Origin of the sequence: Haliea sp. E1-2-M8 (assembly GCF_030649675.1) — a bacterium.
In the GTDB taxonomy this organism is placed as follows: domain Bacteria; phylum Pseudomonadota; class Gammaproteobacteria; order Pseudomonadales; family Halieaceae; genus Haliea.
On record NZ_JAUTDR010000028.1, the window covers coordinates 1 to 15250 of the forward strand.

At 60.1% G+C, this 15250-nt stretch carries 18 protein-coding genes; 10 read left to right on the forward strand and 8 right to left on the reverse strand.

Going from position 1 to position 15250, the window contains the following annotated elements; translation table 11 throughout:
- Positions 1-145: 145 nt before the first annotated feature.
- From Q6D67_RS18155 to Q6D67_RS18175, 5 genes are all read left to right on the forward strand, one after another.
- Positions 146-682 (forward strand): serine hydrolase, encoded by a 537-nt coding sequence (locus tag Q6D67_RS18155; protein WP_304707084.1) that lies wholly within the window; start codon positions 146-148, stop codon positions 680-682.
- Complete coding sequence (locus Q6D67_RS18160) at positions 648-1259, forward strand: serine hydrolase (protein WP_304707085.1); 612 nt, start codon at positions 648-650, stop codon at positions 1257-1259. Before Q6D67_RS18155 ends, Q6D67_RS18160 begins: the two co-directional genes overlap by 35 nt.
- Positions 1260-1393: 134 nt before the next feature.
- Entirely contained in the window at positions 1394-2539 is a 1146-nt protein-coding gene (locus Q6D67_RS18165) for an NnrS family protein (protein WP_304707086.1), read from the forward strand.
- Positions 2540-2581: 42 nt separating this feature from the next.
- Positions 2582-3004, forward strand: coding sequence for a DUF488 domain-containing protein (locus tag Q6D67_RS18170; RefSeq protein ID WP_304707087.1), 423 nt, complete (start codon positions 2582-2584; stop codon positions 3002-3004).
- Between the two features lie 13 nt (positions 3005-3017).
- Positions 3018-3482, forward strand: a complete 465-nt coding sequence (locus Q6D67_RS18175) for a hypothetical protein (RefSeq protein WP_304707088.1) — start codon at positions 3018-3020, stop codon at positions 3480-3482.
- A 53-nt stretch (positions 3483-3535) separates the two neighbouring features.
- Here Q6D67_RS18175 and Q6D67_RS21875 read toward each other — a convergent pair whose 3' ends face one another.
- Positions 3536-3655, reverse strand: a complete 120-nt coding sequence (locus Q6D67_RS21875; protein WP_370551988.1) for a hexameric tyrosine-coordinated heme protein — start codon at positions 3653-3655, stop codon at positions 3536-3538.
- On the opposite strand from Q6D67_RS21875, the gene Q6D67_RS18180 reads away from it, so the two are divergent.
- Positions 3617-3970 (forward strand): hypothetical protein, encoded by a 354-nt coding sequence (locus Q6D67_RS18180; protein ID WP_304707089.1) that lies wholly within the window; start codon positions 3617-3619, stop codon positions 3968-3970. The genes Q6D67_RS21875 and Q6D67_RS18180 overlap by 39 nt on opposite strands.
- Before the next feature lie 121 nt (positions 3971-4091).
- Here the strand turns inward: Q6D67_RS18180 and Q6D67_RS18185 are convergent, their stop codons facing one another.
- A complete protein-coding gene (locus Q6D67_RS18185) occupies positions 4092-4430 on the reverse strand; it encodes a hypothetical protein (RefSeq protein ID WP_304707090.1) in 339 nt (112 codons plus the stop codon).
- On the opposite strand from Q6D67_RS18185, the gene Q6D67_RS18190 reads away from it, so the two are divergent.
- From Q6D67_RS18190 to Q6D67_RS18200, 3 genes are read left to right on the forward strand one after another with little or no spacing between them, the layout of a single operon-like run.
- Positions 4405-5433: an HlyD family secretion protein gene (locus Q6D67_RS18190; protein ID WP_304707091.1), complete on the forward strand. Its 1029-nt coding sequence runs from the start codon at positions 4405-4407 to the stop codon at positions 5431-5433. The two genes, Q6D67_RS18185 and Q6D67_RS18190, sit on opposite strands and share 26 nt — an antisense overlap.
- Complete coding sequence (rbbA, locus tag Q6D67_RS18195) at positions 5433-8189, forward strand: ribosome-associated ATPase/putative transporter RbbA (protein ID WP_304707092.1); 2757 nt, start codon at positions 5433-5435, stop codon at positions 8187-8189. The genes Q6D67_RS18190 and rbbA overlap by 1 nt, the downstream gene beginning before the upstream one ends.
- A gap of 2 nt (positions 8190-8191) precedes the next feature.
- Complete coding sequence (locus Q6D67_RS18200; protein ID WP_304707093.1) at positions 8192-9316, forward strand: ABC transporter permease; 1125 nt, start codon at positions 8192-8194, stop codon at positions 9314-9316.
- A 141-nt stretch (positions 9317-9457) separates the two neighbouring features.
- Here Q6D67_RS18200 and Q6D67_RS18205 read toward each other — a convergent pair whose 3' ends face one another.
- Positions 9458-9985 carry a hemerythrin domain-containing protein gene (locus Q6D67_RS18205; protein WP_304707094.1) on the reverse strand — a complete coding sequence of 176 codons (528 nt, stop codon included), beginning with the start codon at positions 9983-9985 and terminating at the stop codon, positions 9458-9460.
- A 54-nt stretch (positions 9986-10039) separates the two neighbouring features.
- Complete coding sequence (locus Q6D67_RS18210; RefSeq protein ID WP_304707095.1) at positions 10040-10819, reverse strand: acetoin reductase; 780 nt, start codon at positions 10817-10819, stop codon at positions 10040-10042.
- Positions 10820-11179: 360 nt separating this feature from the next.
- Here Q6D67_RS18210 and Q6D67_RS18215 point away from each other — a divergent pair, with 360 nt between their 5' ends.
- Positions 11180-11947: a succinate dehydrogenase iron-sulfur subunit gene (locus tag Q6D67_RS18215; protein WP_304707096.1), complete on the forward strand. Its 768-nt coding sequence runs from the start codon at positions 11180-11182 to the stop codon at positions 11945-11947.
- Positions 11948-12095: 148 nt separating this feature from the next.
- On the opposite strand, the gene Q6D67_RS18220 is transcribed toward Q6D67_RS18215, so the two are convergent.
- Genes Q6D67_RS18220 through Q6D67_RS18235 form a run of 4 tightly spaced genes read right to left on the reverse strand, consistent with a single transcriptional unit; the run spans position 12096 to position 15161 of the window.
- Positions 12096-13148 (reverse strand): multicopper oxidase domain-containing protein, encoded by a 1053-nt coding sequence (locus Q6D67_RS18220; protein WP_304707097.1) that lies wholly within the window; start codon positions 13146-13148, stop codon positions 12096-12098.
- Positions 13149-13154: 6 nt separating this feature from the next.
- Entirely contained in the window at positions 13155-13514 is a 360-nt protein-coding gene (locus Q6D67_RS18225) for a cytochrome c (protein ID WP_304707098.1), read from the reverse strand.
- Positions 13511-14209: a cytochrome c family protein gene (locus Q6D67_RS18230; protein WP_304707099.1), complete on the reverse strand. Its 699-nt coding sequence runs from the start codon at positions 14207-14209 to the stop codon at positions 13511-13513. The genes Q6D67_RS18225 and Q6D67_RS18230 overlap by 4 nt, the downstream gene beginning before the upstream one ends.
- A gap of 13 nt (positions 14210-14222) precedes the next feature.
- A complete protein-coding gene (locus Q6D67_RS18235; protein ID WP_304707100.1) occupies positions 14223-15161 on the reverse strand; it encodes a multicopper oxidase domain-containing protein in 939 nt (312 codons plus the stop codon).
- Positions 15162-15250: the final 89 nt, after the last annotated feature.

The window sequence follows — 15250 nt, forward strand, 5'->3', positions numbered from 1 at the left end:
CAACTCCTCGTCATGGGGTGGATATGAAGCAGTATAAACTATGTTTCGATATTTATGTGTTTAAATACTAGGCGCACAGACTGCGCCTGAGAGGCAAGACTCGGGAGCAAAAACAGCCATTGCCGGAGCCCTGGTACCGGATGGTATGGAGGCACTTGACCAACGGGCTCGCGAACTTGCGGCAGCGGATCTTTTTAGCGGTGGCGTGCTGATTGTTCGTGGCGACGGTGAGGTGCTGCTTCGGGAAGCATACGGGGAAGCCAGCCGGGAATTCGGGGTGCCGAATACGCCCGATACTCGTTACATCCTTGGGTCGATAAACAAGATATTCACTGCAGTGGCGGTTTTACAACTTGTGGAAGCAGGCGAGCTGAATCTCGACGACACAGTGATCGATCACCTTCCTGGTGTCCTCCCGGACAGCGTGGCGCGCCGGGTGCAGATACGACATTTGTTGTCGCATACGTCCGGGCTTGGTGACTTTTTGTTCACACCGGAAATGGAGCGGATGAACCGGGCTGACTACCGCGTGATTGCGGATTATTTGCCGATGCTCGCGGATGACAGGCTTGCTTTCGAACCCGGAGCTCAGTGGGGTTATTCGAACACGGGTTTCCTGGTGATGGGTGCGCTGCTGNGACTACCGCGTGATTGCGGATTATTTGCCGATGCTCGCGGATGACAGGCTTGCTTTCGAACCCGGAGCTCAGTGGGGTTATTCGAACACGGGTTTCCTGGTGATGGGTGCGCTGCTGGAGGCAGTCACGGGTGAGGAATATGAGACCTATATCCAGACTCATGTCCTGAAGCCGGCAGGGATGCTCGATACCGGTTGGCCCGAACTTGACCGGGTTCCACAGAACCTCGCCAGCACTTATACACCGGTCTCTGATGATCCGACGGATGGCTTTGTGAGTGACCGTTACGAGCAGGTTGTGAAAGGTACTCCGGCGGGTGGTGGTTTCTCAACGCTCGATGATATGGCACGCTTCGCACGCGCTCTGCTGCAGGGGCAGCTTCTGAGTCCAGAGACAGTGCAGCTAATGTTGTCTCCGAAACCGGAGCTGGGGTCGGAGGCTTATGGTTTTGGCGCTCAGCTCTTTTGGGGGGACTGGGTCGGACATACCGGCGGCGGGCCAGGAACCGTCGACTTCTTCGGGTTTCAGGTTAAAACCGGCGATATCATCGTCGTGCTGGCAAATCAGGTCGGCGAAACCATGGAAGTGGTAGAGAGCGCGCGGGCATTCCTCGAACACTGACTCGGGCAGCGTGTTCCGTAAGATATCTATTTAACAATGAGCGTCCTTGCCAAACCGCTGAACACCATTGGCATATATTGCCAACCCTGTTTGCTATAAGATGCATATTAAATGCCTCTTGATATGGTCAGCTTATGCACGGGCCATCGCACAAATCTCATATTCCGATTCGCACGGATGCGGGCCGCGTCTTTTTCCCCTTGGCCGCGTTATATGGTGCCCTGGCCGGGGGGCTGTCGGCCTTGTCCATGACCGGCAGCGGCTGGCCGTCGGGCCTGGTGGGCGCCGGCCATGGGCGGGAGATGTTCTTCGGCTTTGCCCTGGCACTGGTCGGCGGTTATCTGTTGGGGCCGTTATCCCGTCGCTGGCTCCTGGCTCTCGCCGGGCTCTGGTTGGCGGCTCGCGTTACCGCTGTGACCCTTCCGCCCTCACTGCTCGGTCAACTGTTGAGTACGCTCTTTGCCCTGGTACTGGGTGCACTGGTCATTCCCCGTTTCCGACACGCCCGTAAGTGGCGCAACAAGGCAGTTATGCCCCTGTTTGGTGCGATCATCGTGCTGCCGCTGCTATGGCTTTCGGGTGTCGACTTGCCGCTGGCGGAGCTGGGCGCGCTGCTGTTTGCGTCATTGATGCTGTTCATGGGCGGGCGCCTGATTGCCCCGGCCGCCGCCGGCGCCTTTCGCGAACGCGGCATGTATCTGGATGCAAGGGTGCAGCCGCGACTCGAGTCGTTGCTGTTGCTGCTTCTCGCTGCGGCAGTTGTCGCGCTGCTGTTTCCGGTCAGCCGGGCCGCGTCCGGTACCTTGATGCTCGTCGCGGGCGGGGTGGCCACGATACGCCTCCTTCGCTGGCGTCTTTGGCGATGCCGGCGCGCTGATCTCTGGGCGGCCGGTCTTGGCTACGGCTGGGTGGCCCTGGGGTTGGCCGTGTTGGGCGCAACCCTGCTGCAGGGGACGGGGCAACGGACGGCACTGCACCTGGTGACCGTGGGCGGGCTGGGCACTCTCGCTTCTGTTGTCATGGCTCGCCAGCACTACCAGCGTCAATGGAAACGTCCCCCTCCCGTTGTGCTGATGCTTGGCACAATGGCCTTGATGGCGACCGCCACATTGTCACGGCTGGCAGCAGACACCGTTCCCGGTGTTCGAGTCGAAGCACTCTGGCTGGCAGCTGCGGCATGGTCGGCGTCGCTTGTCTGGCTAGCGGCGCACTTGCTGCTTGATGCGCCGGACTCTACGGTGATGAAGACCACCAGGTCCGGTAAGACGCACCTTGTTTAACAACCAAATTTTCAGTTTGAATTCGTTGCAGGGATTAAAATAATGATTGATCCGATTCAGCTCAAGCGTATCTACGACCCGGTGGAAGACGAAGACGGCGCTCGCGTTCTGGTGGATCGTGTCTGGCCGCGCGGCGTACGCAAGGCGGACGTGCGACTGGACTGGTGGGCCAGGGAATTGGCACCGTCCACTGAGCTGCGTAAATGGTTCGGCCATGATCCTGACCGCTGGGCCGAATTCCGCCGCAGCTACCGCGACGAACTGGCTCAAGTACCCGAGACGCTGACAAAACTACTCGATTATTGCCGACAGGGACCAGTCACCCTGGTATTCGGTGCCCGGGACCGCGAGCACAACCAGGCCGTGGCGCTACGGGAAGTGTTACTGGGGGAGAGGAAGGAAGCTGAAACTTCAACCGAGAACGCCTCGCCTGTGTGTTACAACCATTCAGGCTCACAAACGTAAAAGGAAACAGGTCATGATTTTCACCAACAAGCGATTCCTTGCCCTCTGTATTTTGTGCCTCGCCTTTCTGGCCCAAGCTGCATCAGCTCAAGACGTCACTGCCGAGTTGACCCCTGAGATACGCGGGTTACTGCAAAAGGAAATGGTACAAGTGGATGCGGCCATGAAGGTCATCCATGGTGCCATTATTCGTGGAGACCACGAAGTCGTTGAGAAACAGGGCAAAGCGATCCATGACAGCTTCATTCTGCAGCAATCCATTACTCCGGAAGAGCGCAAGGCACTGAAGGCCGCTGTCCCCGACGAGTTTCTGAAGCTGGATCAAGGATTTCACGAGCTGGCTGTTCAGCTCTCCGAGAGCGGTGGCAGGAAAGATACCGCGGATCAACTGAAGATATTCGGGCAACTGACGCAGGCCTGCGTAACCTGCCACAGCCGTCACGTCAGCGAGCGTTTCGGCGGGTTCAACACGCAGTGATGGCTGCCGGCCGGTATGTCCCAAGCTAGCCTGCAGACGCCATCGGTCGGGCTCTATTCGTCCCGCCAGTAGTCATTGGCCGCCGCAATGGTGCTGAAGTGAACTGCAATTACCTCGGACGCATGGATTAGCGCATGAAAATGGCATTGGGTTTTCTGGCCGACCGTGAGCAACGCATGCAGCAGAACATTGCAAGATACCTTGAAGATGACAAGAGCGGAGTGCTTGATATCTGGCTGATCGACACCTCGGGATTTGTGCACCCTCGTGTGCTGGACCGCATTCCACATTGCAGCGATTGTCGCGATGTGCAGGACATTCCGGCTAATGCAATGGCGGCCAACCAGACGCTCAAAGACATGTATCGTCTGCGTTCTGAACTGGCGCAGATTCCGAGTGAAGCAGAACTGTTTAACGAACTTATGAAGAATCAGGATGCCGAGATGAGACTTCAGGTGCGCGATATCGGCCGACTTGAAATGTACTGAAGCATATGTTGTTGGACGCACAGAACGGGATTTTCTCCATCGTTAGTCTGGCATGAAGCAGATAGGGCGCCGGCTTTGGAGGCACCTTGCGCAGAAGGCCGACCTTCAGGTCCGGAATTCGTCATGTCAGGGATTTCAGATGGGATTTCATGAGCCCACGGCACGCTGATACAAGGGGTTTATCATGGTTCGATTTCACAGGCATGGCAGTCTGCGCATCGCCGCAGGGATCATCACCGACAATGCCGAGCAGGCCGCAGACAGCGCCCGGCGCCTTGCCAACCACCGAATTCCAGTCGCTGGCCTGCTTCCGTACTTCCCGCTCCGGCGGCGGTAGATTGACCTGACCACGGGCCCGCGAAAGGACTCCGATCCGACTGGAATCCACCCGGGACAGAGCATGCTGCACACACTCATGGAAGGAGCAGGCACCCATGCCGCGTAAGTTTTCCATTTCCATTGTTCTCATCGTCCTGTTCGCTGTTCTGGGTTTTGCCGTATGGACGGTGTTCTTCAAGTCCACGGGGCTGCCACCCGAGGGGTTTGCGCGGGGCAACGGCCGCATCGAGGCGGACCTTATCGACATCTCGCCCCGGCTCGCAGGGCGAGTGGCCGAGATCAGAGTGCAGGAGGGCGATCGGGTACGGCCCGGCGATGTGCTGGCAGTCATGGATACCACCGAGCTCGATTCGCAGCTGATGCGGGCTGAGGCGGCGGTGGCCAGCGCCGAAGCGGCGGTTGGAGTGGCGGCGGCACAGGTGACCGAGGCTGAGGCGAAACTGGCGCTCGCGCGCAGTGAACAGGCCCGCGCCGAGACGCTGGGCACGCGCGATATGCTTTCGCGCCAGGATCTCGACATAAGCCGCACCGCGACGCAGGTAGCCGAGACCGCGGTCACTGCCGCCAGCGCGAATCTGCGGGCCAGAGAGCGCGCCGTTGACGCCGAAGTTGCTGCGAGCGCAGAGATCGCCGCACGCATCGCCGATAGCACACTCTCCGCACAGAGCGCGGGACGGGTGCTATACCGTCTGGCGCAGCCGGGCGAAATTCTCGGTAGTGGCGGCAAGCTGCTGACGCTTGTCAGCCTCGAGGAGGTTTACATGGAGTTCTTCCTCTCCGCTACCCAGGCCCCGCGGGTCAGAATCGGCGACGAAGCGCGGATCGTCCCCGACATCATGACCAACACTTCCGTGCCTGCGGTGGTGTCGTTTGTCTCCCCACAGGCTCAGTTCACACCGAAACAAGTAGAGACCGTGACCGAGCGCGAAAGCCTCATGTTCCGTATCCGTGTGCGGATTCCGGCGGAACTGGTCGCGGCGCGGATTGACCAGATCAAGACCGGCGTGCGCGGCGTCGCATGGGTACGGCTGGTGGGGGATGACGGCAGCCTGCCGGACTGGTCGGAGGCGCTGATCCCGCCGCTGCTGGTGATGCCCGCTGCCCCTGCCGCCGACTTACCCTGATGCAGCCCGCGCAGGTCGCCTGTCTTGAGAGTGTAAGCCACAGCTATGGGAAGGTCGCCGCGCTCCGCGATCTGACGCTGGCACTCCCGGCGGGACGCATGGTGGGGTTGATCGGCCCCGATGGGGTGGGCAAATCGACGCTGATGGGCTTGATAGCCGGAGCCAAGCGCCTGCAGCAAGGGCGGGTGCAAACTTTGGGTGGTGATATGGCCAGCGCCCGCCATCGTACGGCCATAGGCGGGCGTATCGCCTACATGCCACAGGGATTGGGTAGCAACCTGTACCACGATCTCAGTCTGCGCGAGAATCTGGACTTCTTCGGCAAGCTGTTTGGCTTGAACCGGTCTGAACGTGTCGCGCGTATCGACCGGCTAACCCGGGCCACTGGCTTGCATCCCTTCCTGGACCGGCTCGCGGGGCAGCTGTCGGGGGGGATGAAGCAGAAGCTGGGTTTGTGCTCGGCGCTGATCCACGACCCGGATTTCCTGTTGTTGGACGAACCTACCACGGGCGTTGATCCGCTGTCGCGTCGTCAGTTCTGGGACCTCATCGACGCGATCCGCGCCGAGCGTCCGGGGATGAGCGTGCTGGTATCCACTGCCTATATGGAAGAGGCCGCTCGCTTCGACCATCTGGTGGCGATGAACGCGGGCTGTGTGCTGGCGGAGGCCTCGCCAGAAGAGCTGATGCGCCAGACCGGCACCGAATCTGTCGGCGAGGCCTATGTCGCGCTACTGCGGTCGGGCGACGTCGAAGCGGATGCGGCAGCGGACCGCGAAGTGGCTGCTGCCGTGCCCGCCGCCGACGCTGAGCCGGCAATCCGCGCGCGTGCGCTGACCCGGCGCTTTGGCGATTTCACCGCAGTGGACGCTGTCAGCTTCGAGATTGCACGGGGCGAGATCTTCGGTTTTCTCGGCTCCAATGGTTGTGGCAAGACCACGACAATGAAGATGCTGACCGGCTTGCTGCCGGCCTCCGAGGGGGAGGCCTGGATCTTCGGCCAGCCGGTCGATGCGCAGGATCTGGGCACCCGGCGCCGCGTCGGCTTCATGTCGCAGGCTTTTTCGCTGTATGGCGAGTTGAGCGTCGGTGAAAATCTGCTGCTGCACGCACGGCTCTATCACCTGGGCCGGGCACTGACCGCGCAGAGAATGGACGATCTGGTGCCACGCTTCGGCCTTGAACCGTACCTCAATCAGCGCGCCGGCGCGTTACCACTTGGGCTGCGCCAGCGCCTGTCGCTGGCGGTGGCGGTGATACACGAGCCGGATATCCTCATCCTCGACGAGCCGACCTCGGGGGTCGATCCGCAGGCACGCGATGAGTTCTGGCGTCTGCTACTGGACTTGTCGCGCAACGATGGCGTGACGATCTTCATCTCGACGCATTTCATGGACGAGGCACTGCGCTGCGACCGCATGTCGCTGATGCACGCGGGCCGCGTACTGGTTACGGACACGCCGGCGGGGATCATACAGTCGCGCGACGCTGTAACACTGGAAGACGCGTTCGTGGACTACATCTCCGCGGAGATTGTGCCCGAGCCTATGACAGATACGGGCTTGTCCATAGCTCCTGAAAGTACCGAAACTGCGCACGGGGTCCCGGGATTCAGTCTGCGCCGTTTGCTGGCGTTTACCGCACGTGAAGCCCTGCAGGTACGACGTGACCCGGTGCGGCTTGCCTTCGCCTTTTTGGGTAGCGCACTGCTGCTGCTCATTATGTCGTTCGGTATTTCTCAGGAGGTCCGCGACATACCCTTCGCTGCGCTGGACCAGGACCGGACGCCGGAAAGCCGCGCCTATCTCTCGACGTTCGAGGATTCTGCCTGGTTTCTGGCTCATGCGCCGCTTCTTACCGTCGATGAACTGCAGTACCGGTTGGCCAGCGGCGAGCTGGCGCTGGTGTTGCAGATTCCGGCGGGCTTTGGCTCCGCTCTACGGCGCGGAACCGGTGCCGAAGTCGCGGCGATGATCGACGGGGCCGACACCACGCGCGCTGGTACGATCGAAAGCTATGTCTCGGGCGCTCACGCACGCGTTCTGGCCGAAACGGCGGGTGCAGCCCCCGCCCTCGACATGCTCGCCAGGACGACGACCCGCCCCGCAGCTCCTGTGGTGCTGGAACCTCGCTTTCGCTACAACCCGGCGATGGCGAGCCTGCCCGCGATCGGGCCCTCGATCCCGCCACTTCTTCTGCTCCTGTTCCCCGCGATCCTGATGGCCGTCAGCGTGGCGCGCGAAAAGGAAATTGGGACAATTACCAACTTCTACGTCACCCCTACCGGGCGGGCCGAGTTTCTGGTCGGCAAGCAGATCGTGTACATCGGCATCACGCTGCTGAATTTCGTGATTTTGACGGCGCTGGTGGTGCTTGTGCTCGGCGTGCCCTTGCGCGGCGACCCTCTCGTGCTCGCACTGGCCGCGCTGGCCTATGCGGTGGCGGCGACCGGCTTCGGCCTCATGGTATCGATGTTGACGGCCACCCAGGTCACGGCGGTATTCGCCAGTACCATCCTGTCGGTGATGCCGACTCTGCAATTTTCCGGAATGATGGAACCGGTTTCATCGCTCGAAGGCCCGGCCCGGGTAATGGGGACCTTCTGGCCCACGACCTGGTATATGGCGATCAGTGTCGGCACTTTTACCAAGGGGCTGGGGCTGGCGGATCTGAGCGGGTCACTGGTCCGCCTGGCGGCCTTCGGCCCGGTCTTCACCGGCCTGGCTATCCTCGCGCTACGGAAGCAGGAGCGGTAACCATGCAAGGCCTGATTAATGTTTTCTGGCTGTTCGGCAAGGAATTGAAGAGCGTGATCGGCGATCCCGTGATGGTAATTCTGATTCTGTGGTCGTTCGTCGTTGCGGTACTCCTGGAGGCTAGCGGCGCCGGTGACACTGTGCGCAATGCCGCGATCGCCATCGTCGATGAGGACCAGTCTGTGCTCAGCAGGCAGATTTCCGCGGGACTCCTGCCACCCTGGTTCCAGACACCGGTTGCCATGAGCCCCGAGCAGGCGGATGCCGCCATGAACACCGGACGTGTGATGTTCATTCTGTCGTTTCCAGCCAATTTCGCAGCCGACGTGATTGCCGGCAAGAAGCCCGCGGTACAGCTCCAAATCGACGCCACCGCGGTATCGCAAGCGCAACTCGGCACCGACTACATCAGTAATATCGTACAGTCGGAAACCCGGGCTTTTCTATCCGGTAATCCGGACCCGCCCGACCCGCCACTACGGCTGGAACTGCGTCGCGCCTTCAACCCCAACGGCAACCCGATCTGGTTCAAGGCGGTCTCCTCATTGCTCAACCAACTGTCGGTGCTGACCATCGCGCTGACCGGCGCGGCGATGCTGCGCGAACGGGAACATGGCACCATCGAGCATCTGATGGTGATGCCGCTGACACCGGTGGAAGTGGCCTTGGCCAAGGTTCTGGCGACGATGGCGGTGGTGCTGGCGGCGTTTATCGGATCCCTGCTGTTTGTGGTGCAGGGGGCCCTGCAGGTACCGGTGGCCGGGTCGGTGCCGCTACTGGTCGGCGGTGCGGCAGTCTACCTGTGGGCGGCCGCTGCGATCGGGATGTTTCTGGGCACCATGGCGCGGAGCATGGCGCAGTTTGCGTTGCTGGTGATTATGGTAATCATTCCCGTGATCATGCTGTCGGGCGGCATGGGCGCGGTGGAGAGCCAGCCCGAGATCGTCCAGCGCCTGACCCTGGCTCTGCCCTCACGCCATTTCCTCGCCTTCGCCAAAGCAGTGACCTTCCGCGGTGCAGGCATCGAATCCGTCTGGCTGGAACTCGTGTTGATGGCCGGGCTGGGTGCCGCTTTCTTCGCCGCCAGCCTTGCCCTATTTCGCCGCTCGATGAGCCTGAGCGGCTAACACGCGGGCCTGACGCGCACCACCAAGCCATCTGTCGGATCGGCGATAGTCGCCGTCGTCCTCTCAGCGAGGGCACCTGAACCCCAACCCAATCGAGAATGAGGAAGGGGTTCCGGTTTTACGTGTGCGGCGCCATGCGAATTACATTCTCCTTCTCAGCTCGACGAAGGCATCATCGGGATTCTCGGCGAACAAGGGATCCAGGCGTTCGGGTAGACGCGAAGCCACCACTTCCCATTCGTCATTGCCGAGTACCTTCTCCATTACCGGGAACAGCCTGTCCTCCTCTGACTGCAAATGTTTGCGCGACATTTCGAGGTAGCTGTCCAGGGCTTCCCGGGTCTGCTCTATGGGGACAGGGTGATCATTGACAATCATGTTGAATAGAGAGGAAAGGCGTTCCGTGGCCTGCTCCAGATTCTGATGCTGATCGTGGATAAACTCGTTGACCGAGTTGTCGCCCAGATTCCGCTCAACCATCAGCGCGACCGCCTCTTCCTCCAGCGGGTGATGATAGATCCTTGGATAGTCGTTCAGATAGGCGACGATATCCAGGATCAGCAGGAGGTCAGGTTCGAACGTCGAATCCCTGTCGTAGCGTGCCACCTGCTCTTCAAGCATATCGAAGAGCCTGTTCAGGTTCCGGTGGTCCCGGCGTAATCGCTTCATAAGATCGTGCATGAGAAGTGCCCTTGACAGTCTTTTCGAACGCAGCATCCAAGCTCAACGATAAACAAGTCCGCCATCAATCAATGGCGCTTGGCCTGTCATGTAGTCGGAATCGGGGCCAGCCAAATAAGAAACGAAAGCCGCCACATCTTCGGGCGTTTGCGCGCGGCCCAGTGCAATGCCGCCGACGAATTTCTCGTAGCTTTCTCCGATCTTGGCGCCGGTAATATCGGCCATGCGCCGGTCAATCTCTACCCACATGTCGGTGCCGACAACGCCGGGGCAGTAGGCGTTGACGGTGATGCCGTCGCTCGCAAACTCTTTAGCCGCTGCCTGCGTCAGCGCGCGTACGGAAAATTTGGTCGCCGAATACACGCCCAACAAAGGAAATCCTTCATGGCCCGCGATGGATGACGCGCTGATTATTTTGCCTTTGTGGCCACGCTCCTTGAACTTTGCGGCAGCGGCCTGAATGCCCCACAAAACGCCATGGACATTAACCTTGAAAGTCTTTTCAACTTGTTCAAGGGTGATCTCGGCGATGGATTGAATACTGGCGACACCCGCGTTGTTCACCATAATGTCAAAGCCGCCGAGTTCTTGCTCGACATGGTCGATGGCGGCATAAACCTCATCCCGCTTCGTCACGTCGGCTTTGAAAGTAGTCGCTTTGCGGCCGAGAGCGCGCACTTCATCAGCGACCGCCTTTGTCTTCTCATCGTTGATATCAACAATCCCAATTTCCGCGCCGTCGCTTGCCAGACGTAGCGCGATGCCGCGTCCGATTCCTTGTCCCGCGCCCGTTATCAGTGCAACTTTCCCGACAATGCTCATATTCGTCTCCCTCGACGTTTGTTGCCAATCATGACCACATAAACTGTGCGGGTATGTTCGATATCCAACAAATCCACGGTAAGGCATCGTTCGCGGAGCATTGCGGCGATCTGAGCAGGGCGTCCGCCGGCGGTGTACGAGATCCATGTGACTCCACATCAGGTCCTCATTCGTACAACTGTGCTATTGTCTTCACTAATACTGGCGGCATTGGAGTCCAATCCAGCCGCCGTACGGGCGGGGATTCCTGAGCGCTTGGCGGACGCCTACAGTAAGCTCAGGCAGCCGCGCGGTCGCTCGAGCAAGGCAGGGGATATGTAAAAGCATATGTCGAGTTGCCGCCATAACGGGAGCGAGTCCATGATTCAGGTTCAGATCTACCGCTACAACCCGGATTTAGATAACGAACCCCGGATGGAAAACTACCAGGTGGAAGAGAGCTTCCGCCAGCGCATGGTGCTGGATGTGCTCGAGCACCTGAAGGAGCGCGATCCAAGCCTGACCTATCGCCGATCCTGCCGTGAAGGTGTTTGCGGCTCCGATGGTATGAACATCAATGGCCAGAATGCCCTGGCCTGTGTATCTCAGGTGTCGGATATACTGGCGGGTACCTGGGTCGCTCAGAAAAGCAATTACGGAAGCGGGGTGGCGTCGGTCAGGAAGGCACCGGATGCTCCTCTGGTGATCCGACCGCTAACTGGCATGCCGGTAATAAGGGATCTTGTGGTGGATCAAACTCACTTCTTCGATCAGTATCGCCAGATCAAGCCCTGGCTTATTAATGATGAGCCGCCGCCGGCGATAGAGCGGCTTCAATCTCCCGAGGACCGTGCCCGCCTCGACGGGCTCTACGAATGCATCCTCTGCGGGTGCTGCACCTCCGGCTGTCCGTCCTGGTGGTGGAATCCTGATAAGTACCTGGGCCCGGCGGTCTTGCTGCAGGCTCAGCGCTTTCTGGAGGACAGTCGTGACTCCGCTGGAGTCGAGCGGCTGACGGCCCTGGAGGATCACTACAGTGTGTTTCGCTGCCGCGATATCGAGAACTGTGCCCAGGTCTGTCCCAAGGGGCTCAACCCGATGAAGGCGATCAGCGGTATTCGCCGTCGTCTCCTGACCGACAGCAGTTGAGGTAATTTCTCACTCCAAATGCGGAATGGAACTGCGCAGAATTGAGCCAATAGGTTCATGTTCTCTTTGCAGCCGTTTGGCGGCGTCTTTTCGACAGAGCCATGCGACACAGTACCGCATGGGAACACAGAGGGGTGCGGCGAGGTCTTCAACGGCCATGCACGGGGCGCCTCGGGCGACGTCCGGCATCCGGGGCATGTCCCTTGAAAGCTTCAATGTCGTGGAGGCCATGCGGCTTGGCCATGGACTCAATCATATAGAAATCCCGTTCCACCTCGTAATCCTTCCACATATACCACTCAGGTCGCTCCACATCCTGGTACTCAATGACCAGCATGGAGCCACCGTGGTCCTTGCCATTGTTGGTGGTGTGATGCTCGATGTGATCGTGCGTCATCCACAATCCGGGGTTGTCCATCTTCATGATTACGTCGTAGCGCTCACCCGGTTGCAGGGCGACCACGTCGGCCTCTATGGGTTGTTTGAGAGGCAGGCCATCCTTGTGGGTGATCAGCATGTCGTGGCCGTGCGTGTGGAAGGAGGTGGGAATGCTGGCGCCAATCAGGCGCAACCGGACCACGTCGCCTTCTTGCACCTGCAGTGGGTGGGTCATGGGGAAGGACTTGCCATTGATGGAGAAGTAATTGATGACTTCCCCGGGTTTACCTCCGGTGCCGTATTCGTCAGCCACTTCGGAGTTCCAGCCAGAGAACATCAGAATGGCGTCCTTGGTGACTGTCTTCTCCACCGGAATGGGGTCTTTGGGGTCGACGATCAGCGGCCCCCACATGCCGCGCAGGCCGACGTGTTCCGAGACGTTGACGTGGCAGTGATACCAAAGGGTACCGGGCTTGTCGACCACGAACTTGTAGGTAAAGCTGTCGCCGGGCTCGATACCGCGCTGGGTGAGATCGGGCACCCCATCCTGGGGCCAGGTGTTGGTCTGGTAGACGCCGTGCCAGTGAACGGTGTGGTTGAGTGTGGAGTTGTTCTGCACAGTGACCTCCAGTTCGTCCCCCTCCTTCACGTGGAGCAACGGCCCTGGAACCTGGCCGTTAAAGCCCCAGACCTTGGCACTGAAGCCAGGCGCGACGTCCAGTTCCACTTCCTCAATAGTCAATTCGAACTGGCGCGACTCGGCGAAGCTGGTCGTCGCCCCCAGCAGCAGTGCCGTTAGCAATGCGATCGTGTATCTGGTCATTGTTCTTCAACCTCCGGATTCGCAGCACAGGTGCCGCATATAGCGCACCAGCGCGTGGATGTCGTCGTCGCTCAGATTCCCGCTCCAGGGCGGCATCAGCACCGACTTGTTGATACTCTTGCCGCCTTCTTTCACCGCCTTGAACAGTTCGGCGTCGGTACGTGCCGACATTTCTCCCTGGTCTCGATGGTTGCGGGGTTGCACCGACATGGCGGGGACGTTCACGCCATCGCCGTTGCCGGTCACGCCGTGGCACTGGGTGCAGTAGATGGTGTACAGGTTTTCGCCGTGTTCGAGGTCCTCGGCCAGGGCGGGCAGGCTGCCCGCCAGCAACAGGCTGGCCAGCAGAGTTGCTGAATAGTTCATGGCGCTTCCTCCCCGATCAGTTTCAGATAGTTGGCCAGCCGTCCCACGGCGCTGTCGTTGAGTCCCGCCTTGGGCATCAGGGTGTGGGGGTCCCATGCTGCAGGGTCGGCGATGAAGGAGGCAATGAACCCGGGCTGTAGCCGCTGCCACGCGGTATACAGCTCGGGGCCGGACAGGCCGCCATAACCGGGGCCGTCACTGTGACAGGCATCGCAGCCGTTGAACTTGGTGAAATTCAGCTCGCCCATGCGGCGGGCGATGGAACCGGGTTCATAGATGGTGGCGGCAATCAGCTCGTCGTGGGGGCGCAGCACCATCAGGTAGTCAGCAGCCCTTTTCGCCTGCTTGGCGTCCAGTGCCGGATGTTCCTCCAGGGTGGCTGGATCAATAACGTCACCCTCGTCACTGGGCACGACTGCCCCCGGGGGGAACACCCCGGCCGGTCGGATGCGTACCGGATCCTGGAGCCAGCTTTCCAGCCAGCCGGCCTGGAATTTGTTGCCAGCGAAATGTAGCGGTGGCCCTTTGCGAGTGACGCGCTCCACGTGTCCCAGTGCCGGGTAGTCAGGTTTTTCCAGTGCGTGGCAGCTGCCACATTCGGACTGCAGCCACTGCCCGGTGTCTGCCAGAGCGCCGGGAGAGGGCTGTAACAGCCCGCCCGTCAGCAGCAGTCCGGCGAGAAGTTTTAGTCGCATCTTCCGCCTCCTTTCAGCGCAACAGCTGCTGATCGCCGCGGCCCTTCTTCGGGTCGGCAGCCGCATGGTTCATCAGTACCGAGATGGCGCCATTCAGGGCGTGCTTCATGCGGTGATCAACCAGGGCGTTGTTGGTGGGCCGGTCCGCAGGACTGACGATGTCCAGAGTCAGACCGTGAGCCGGCGGCACTTCCACCGTCTGCAGTCCCCAGGCAACGTTTTTCGGGTTGCCGTTGTCCCAGACTTGCTCCCAGATACCGGCGATCGGGTGGAAGGCAGCGGCCTCATTGATCATGGCGTTGACGAAGTGGATGCGCACACGCTCGCCGGGCCGGCTTTCAAGGGTCTGGCTGGCGTTCGGATCGTGTACCGGGTCGTAGTGGAACTGCCTGCCGTTCACCAGTGCGCCTTTCCAGCCGTTGCCCATTTTCATGTCATCGGCGGAGGTGCCCGGCGCGAACAGGTCACCCTGCACCAACACATACTCGCGATCTGCCTTGGGGAAGTTCTCGCTGTAGCCTTCCGCAGGGTCGACGATGATTACGCCGTACATGCCGCGAGCAATGTGCTCGGCCATGGAGTCGGAGCCGCAGTGGTAGATAAAGACACCCGGGTATTCCGCCTTGAAGGTGAACTGCTTGGTCTGGCCCGGCTTGATGGACTCGAACTCATCGAGTACATCAACCCGCGCTGCGTGGAAGTCCATGGAGTGACTCTGCTCGTTATCCGCGTGGTTCAGCAGGGTGAAGTCCACCACATCTCCCTGCTTCACCCGGACCAGGGGGCCGGGGATGGTGCCGTTGTAGGTCCACATGGCCTGGGTGGTGCCGGCATTGTCGACCACCACATCGACTTCCTTGACAGTCATGTCCACCTTGATGGTTTCCGCCCACAGGACTGGGGAGGTGCAGATTGCAGTGGCGAGAGTGAGGTTGGTCAGTAATGATTTCACGATGATCTCCTTGGTTGCCGCTTCTGATTGATGATCAGCGGTTAATACCCAGCGAGAATCGTGCCATAAAAAAATGCGTTGCTATTCAG

Coding starts and splice junctions, on each gene's coding strand:
- Q6D67_RS18190 (WP_304707091.1), top strand. CDS start 4,405: ATGCCGCGTAAGTTTTCCATTTCCATTGTTCTCATCGTCCTGTTCGCT.
- rbbA (WP_304707092.1), top strand. CDS start 5,433: ATGCAGCCCGCGCAGGTCGCCTGTCTTGAGAGTGTAAGCCACAGCTAT.
- Q6D67_RS18225 (WP_304707098.1), bottom strand. CDS start 13,514: ATGAACTATTCAGCAACTCTGCTGGCCAGCCTGTTGCTGGCGGGCAGC.
- Q6D67_RS18175 (WP_304707088.1), top strand. CDS start 3,018: ATGATTTTCACCAACAAGCGATTCCTTGCCCTCTGTATTTTGTGCCTC.
- Q6D67_RS18220 (WP_304707097.1), bottom strand. CDS start 13,148: ATGACCAGATACACGATCGCATTGCTAACGGCACTGCTGCTGGGGGCG.
- Q6D67_RS18200 (WP_304707093.1), top strand. CDS start 8,192: ATGCAAGGCCTGATTAATGTTTTCTGGCTGTTCGGCAAGGAATTGAAG.
- Q6D67_RS18205 (WP_304707094.1), bottom strand. CDS start 9,985: ATGAAGCGATTACGCCGGGACCACCGGAACCTGAACAGGCTCTTCGAT.
- Q6D67_RS18170 (WP_304707087.1), top strand. CDS start 2,582: ATGATTGATCCGATTCAGCTCAAGCGTATCTACGACCCGGTGGAAGAC.
- Q6D67_RS18210 (WP_304707095.1), bottom strand. CDS start 10,819: ATGAGCATTGTCGGGAAAGTTGCACTGATAACGGGCGCGGGACAAGGA.
- Q6D67_RS18230 (WP_304707099.1), bottom strand. CDS start 14,209: ATGCGACTAAAACTTCTCGCCGGACTGCTGCTGACGGGCGGGCTGTTA.
- Q6D67_RS18185 (WP_304707090.1), bottom strand. CDS start 4,430: ATGGAAATGGAAAACTTACGCGGCATGGGTGCCTGCTCCTTCCATGAG.
- Q6D67_RS18215 (WP_304707096.1), top strand. CDS start 11,180: ATGATTCAGGTTCAGATCTACCGCTACAACCCGGATTTAGATAACGAA.
- Q6D67_RS18165 (WP_304707086.1), top strand. CDS start 1,394: ATGCACGGGCCATCGCACAAATCTCATATTCCGATTCGCACGGATGCG.
- Q6D67_RS18180 (WP_304707089.1), top strand. CDS start 3,617: ATGAAAATGGCATTGGGTTTTCTGGCCGACCGTGAGCAACGCATGCAG.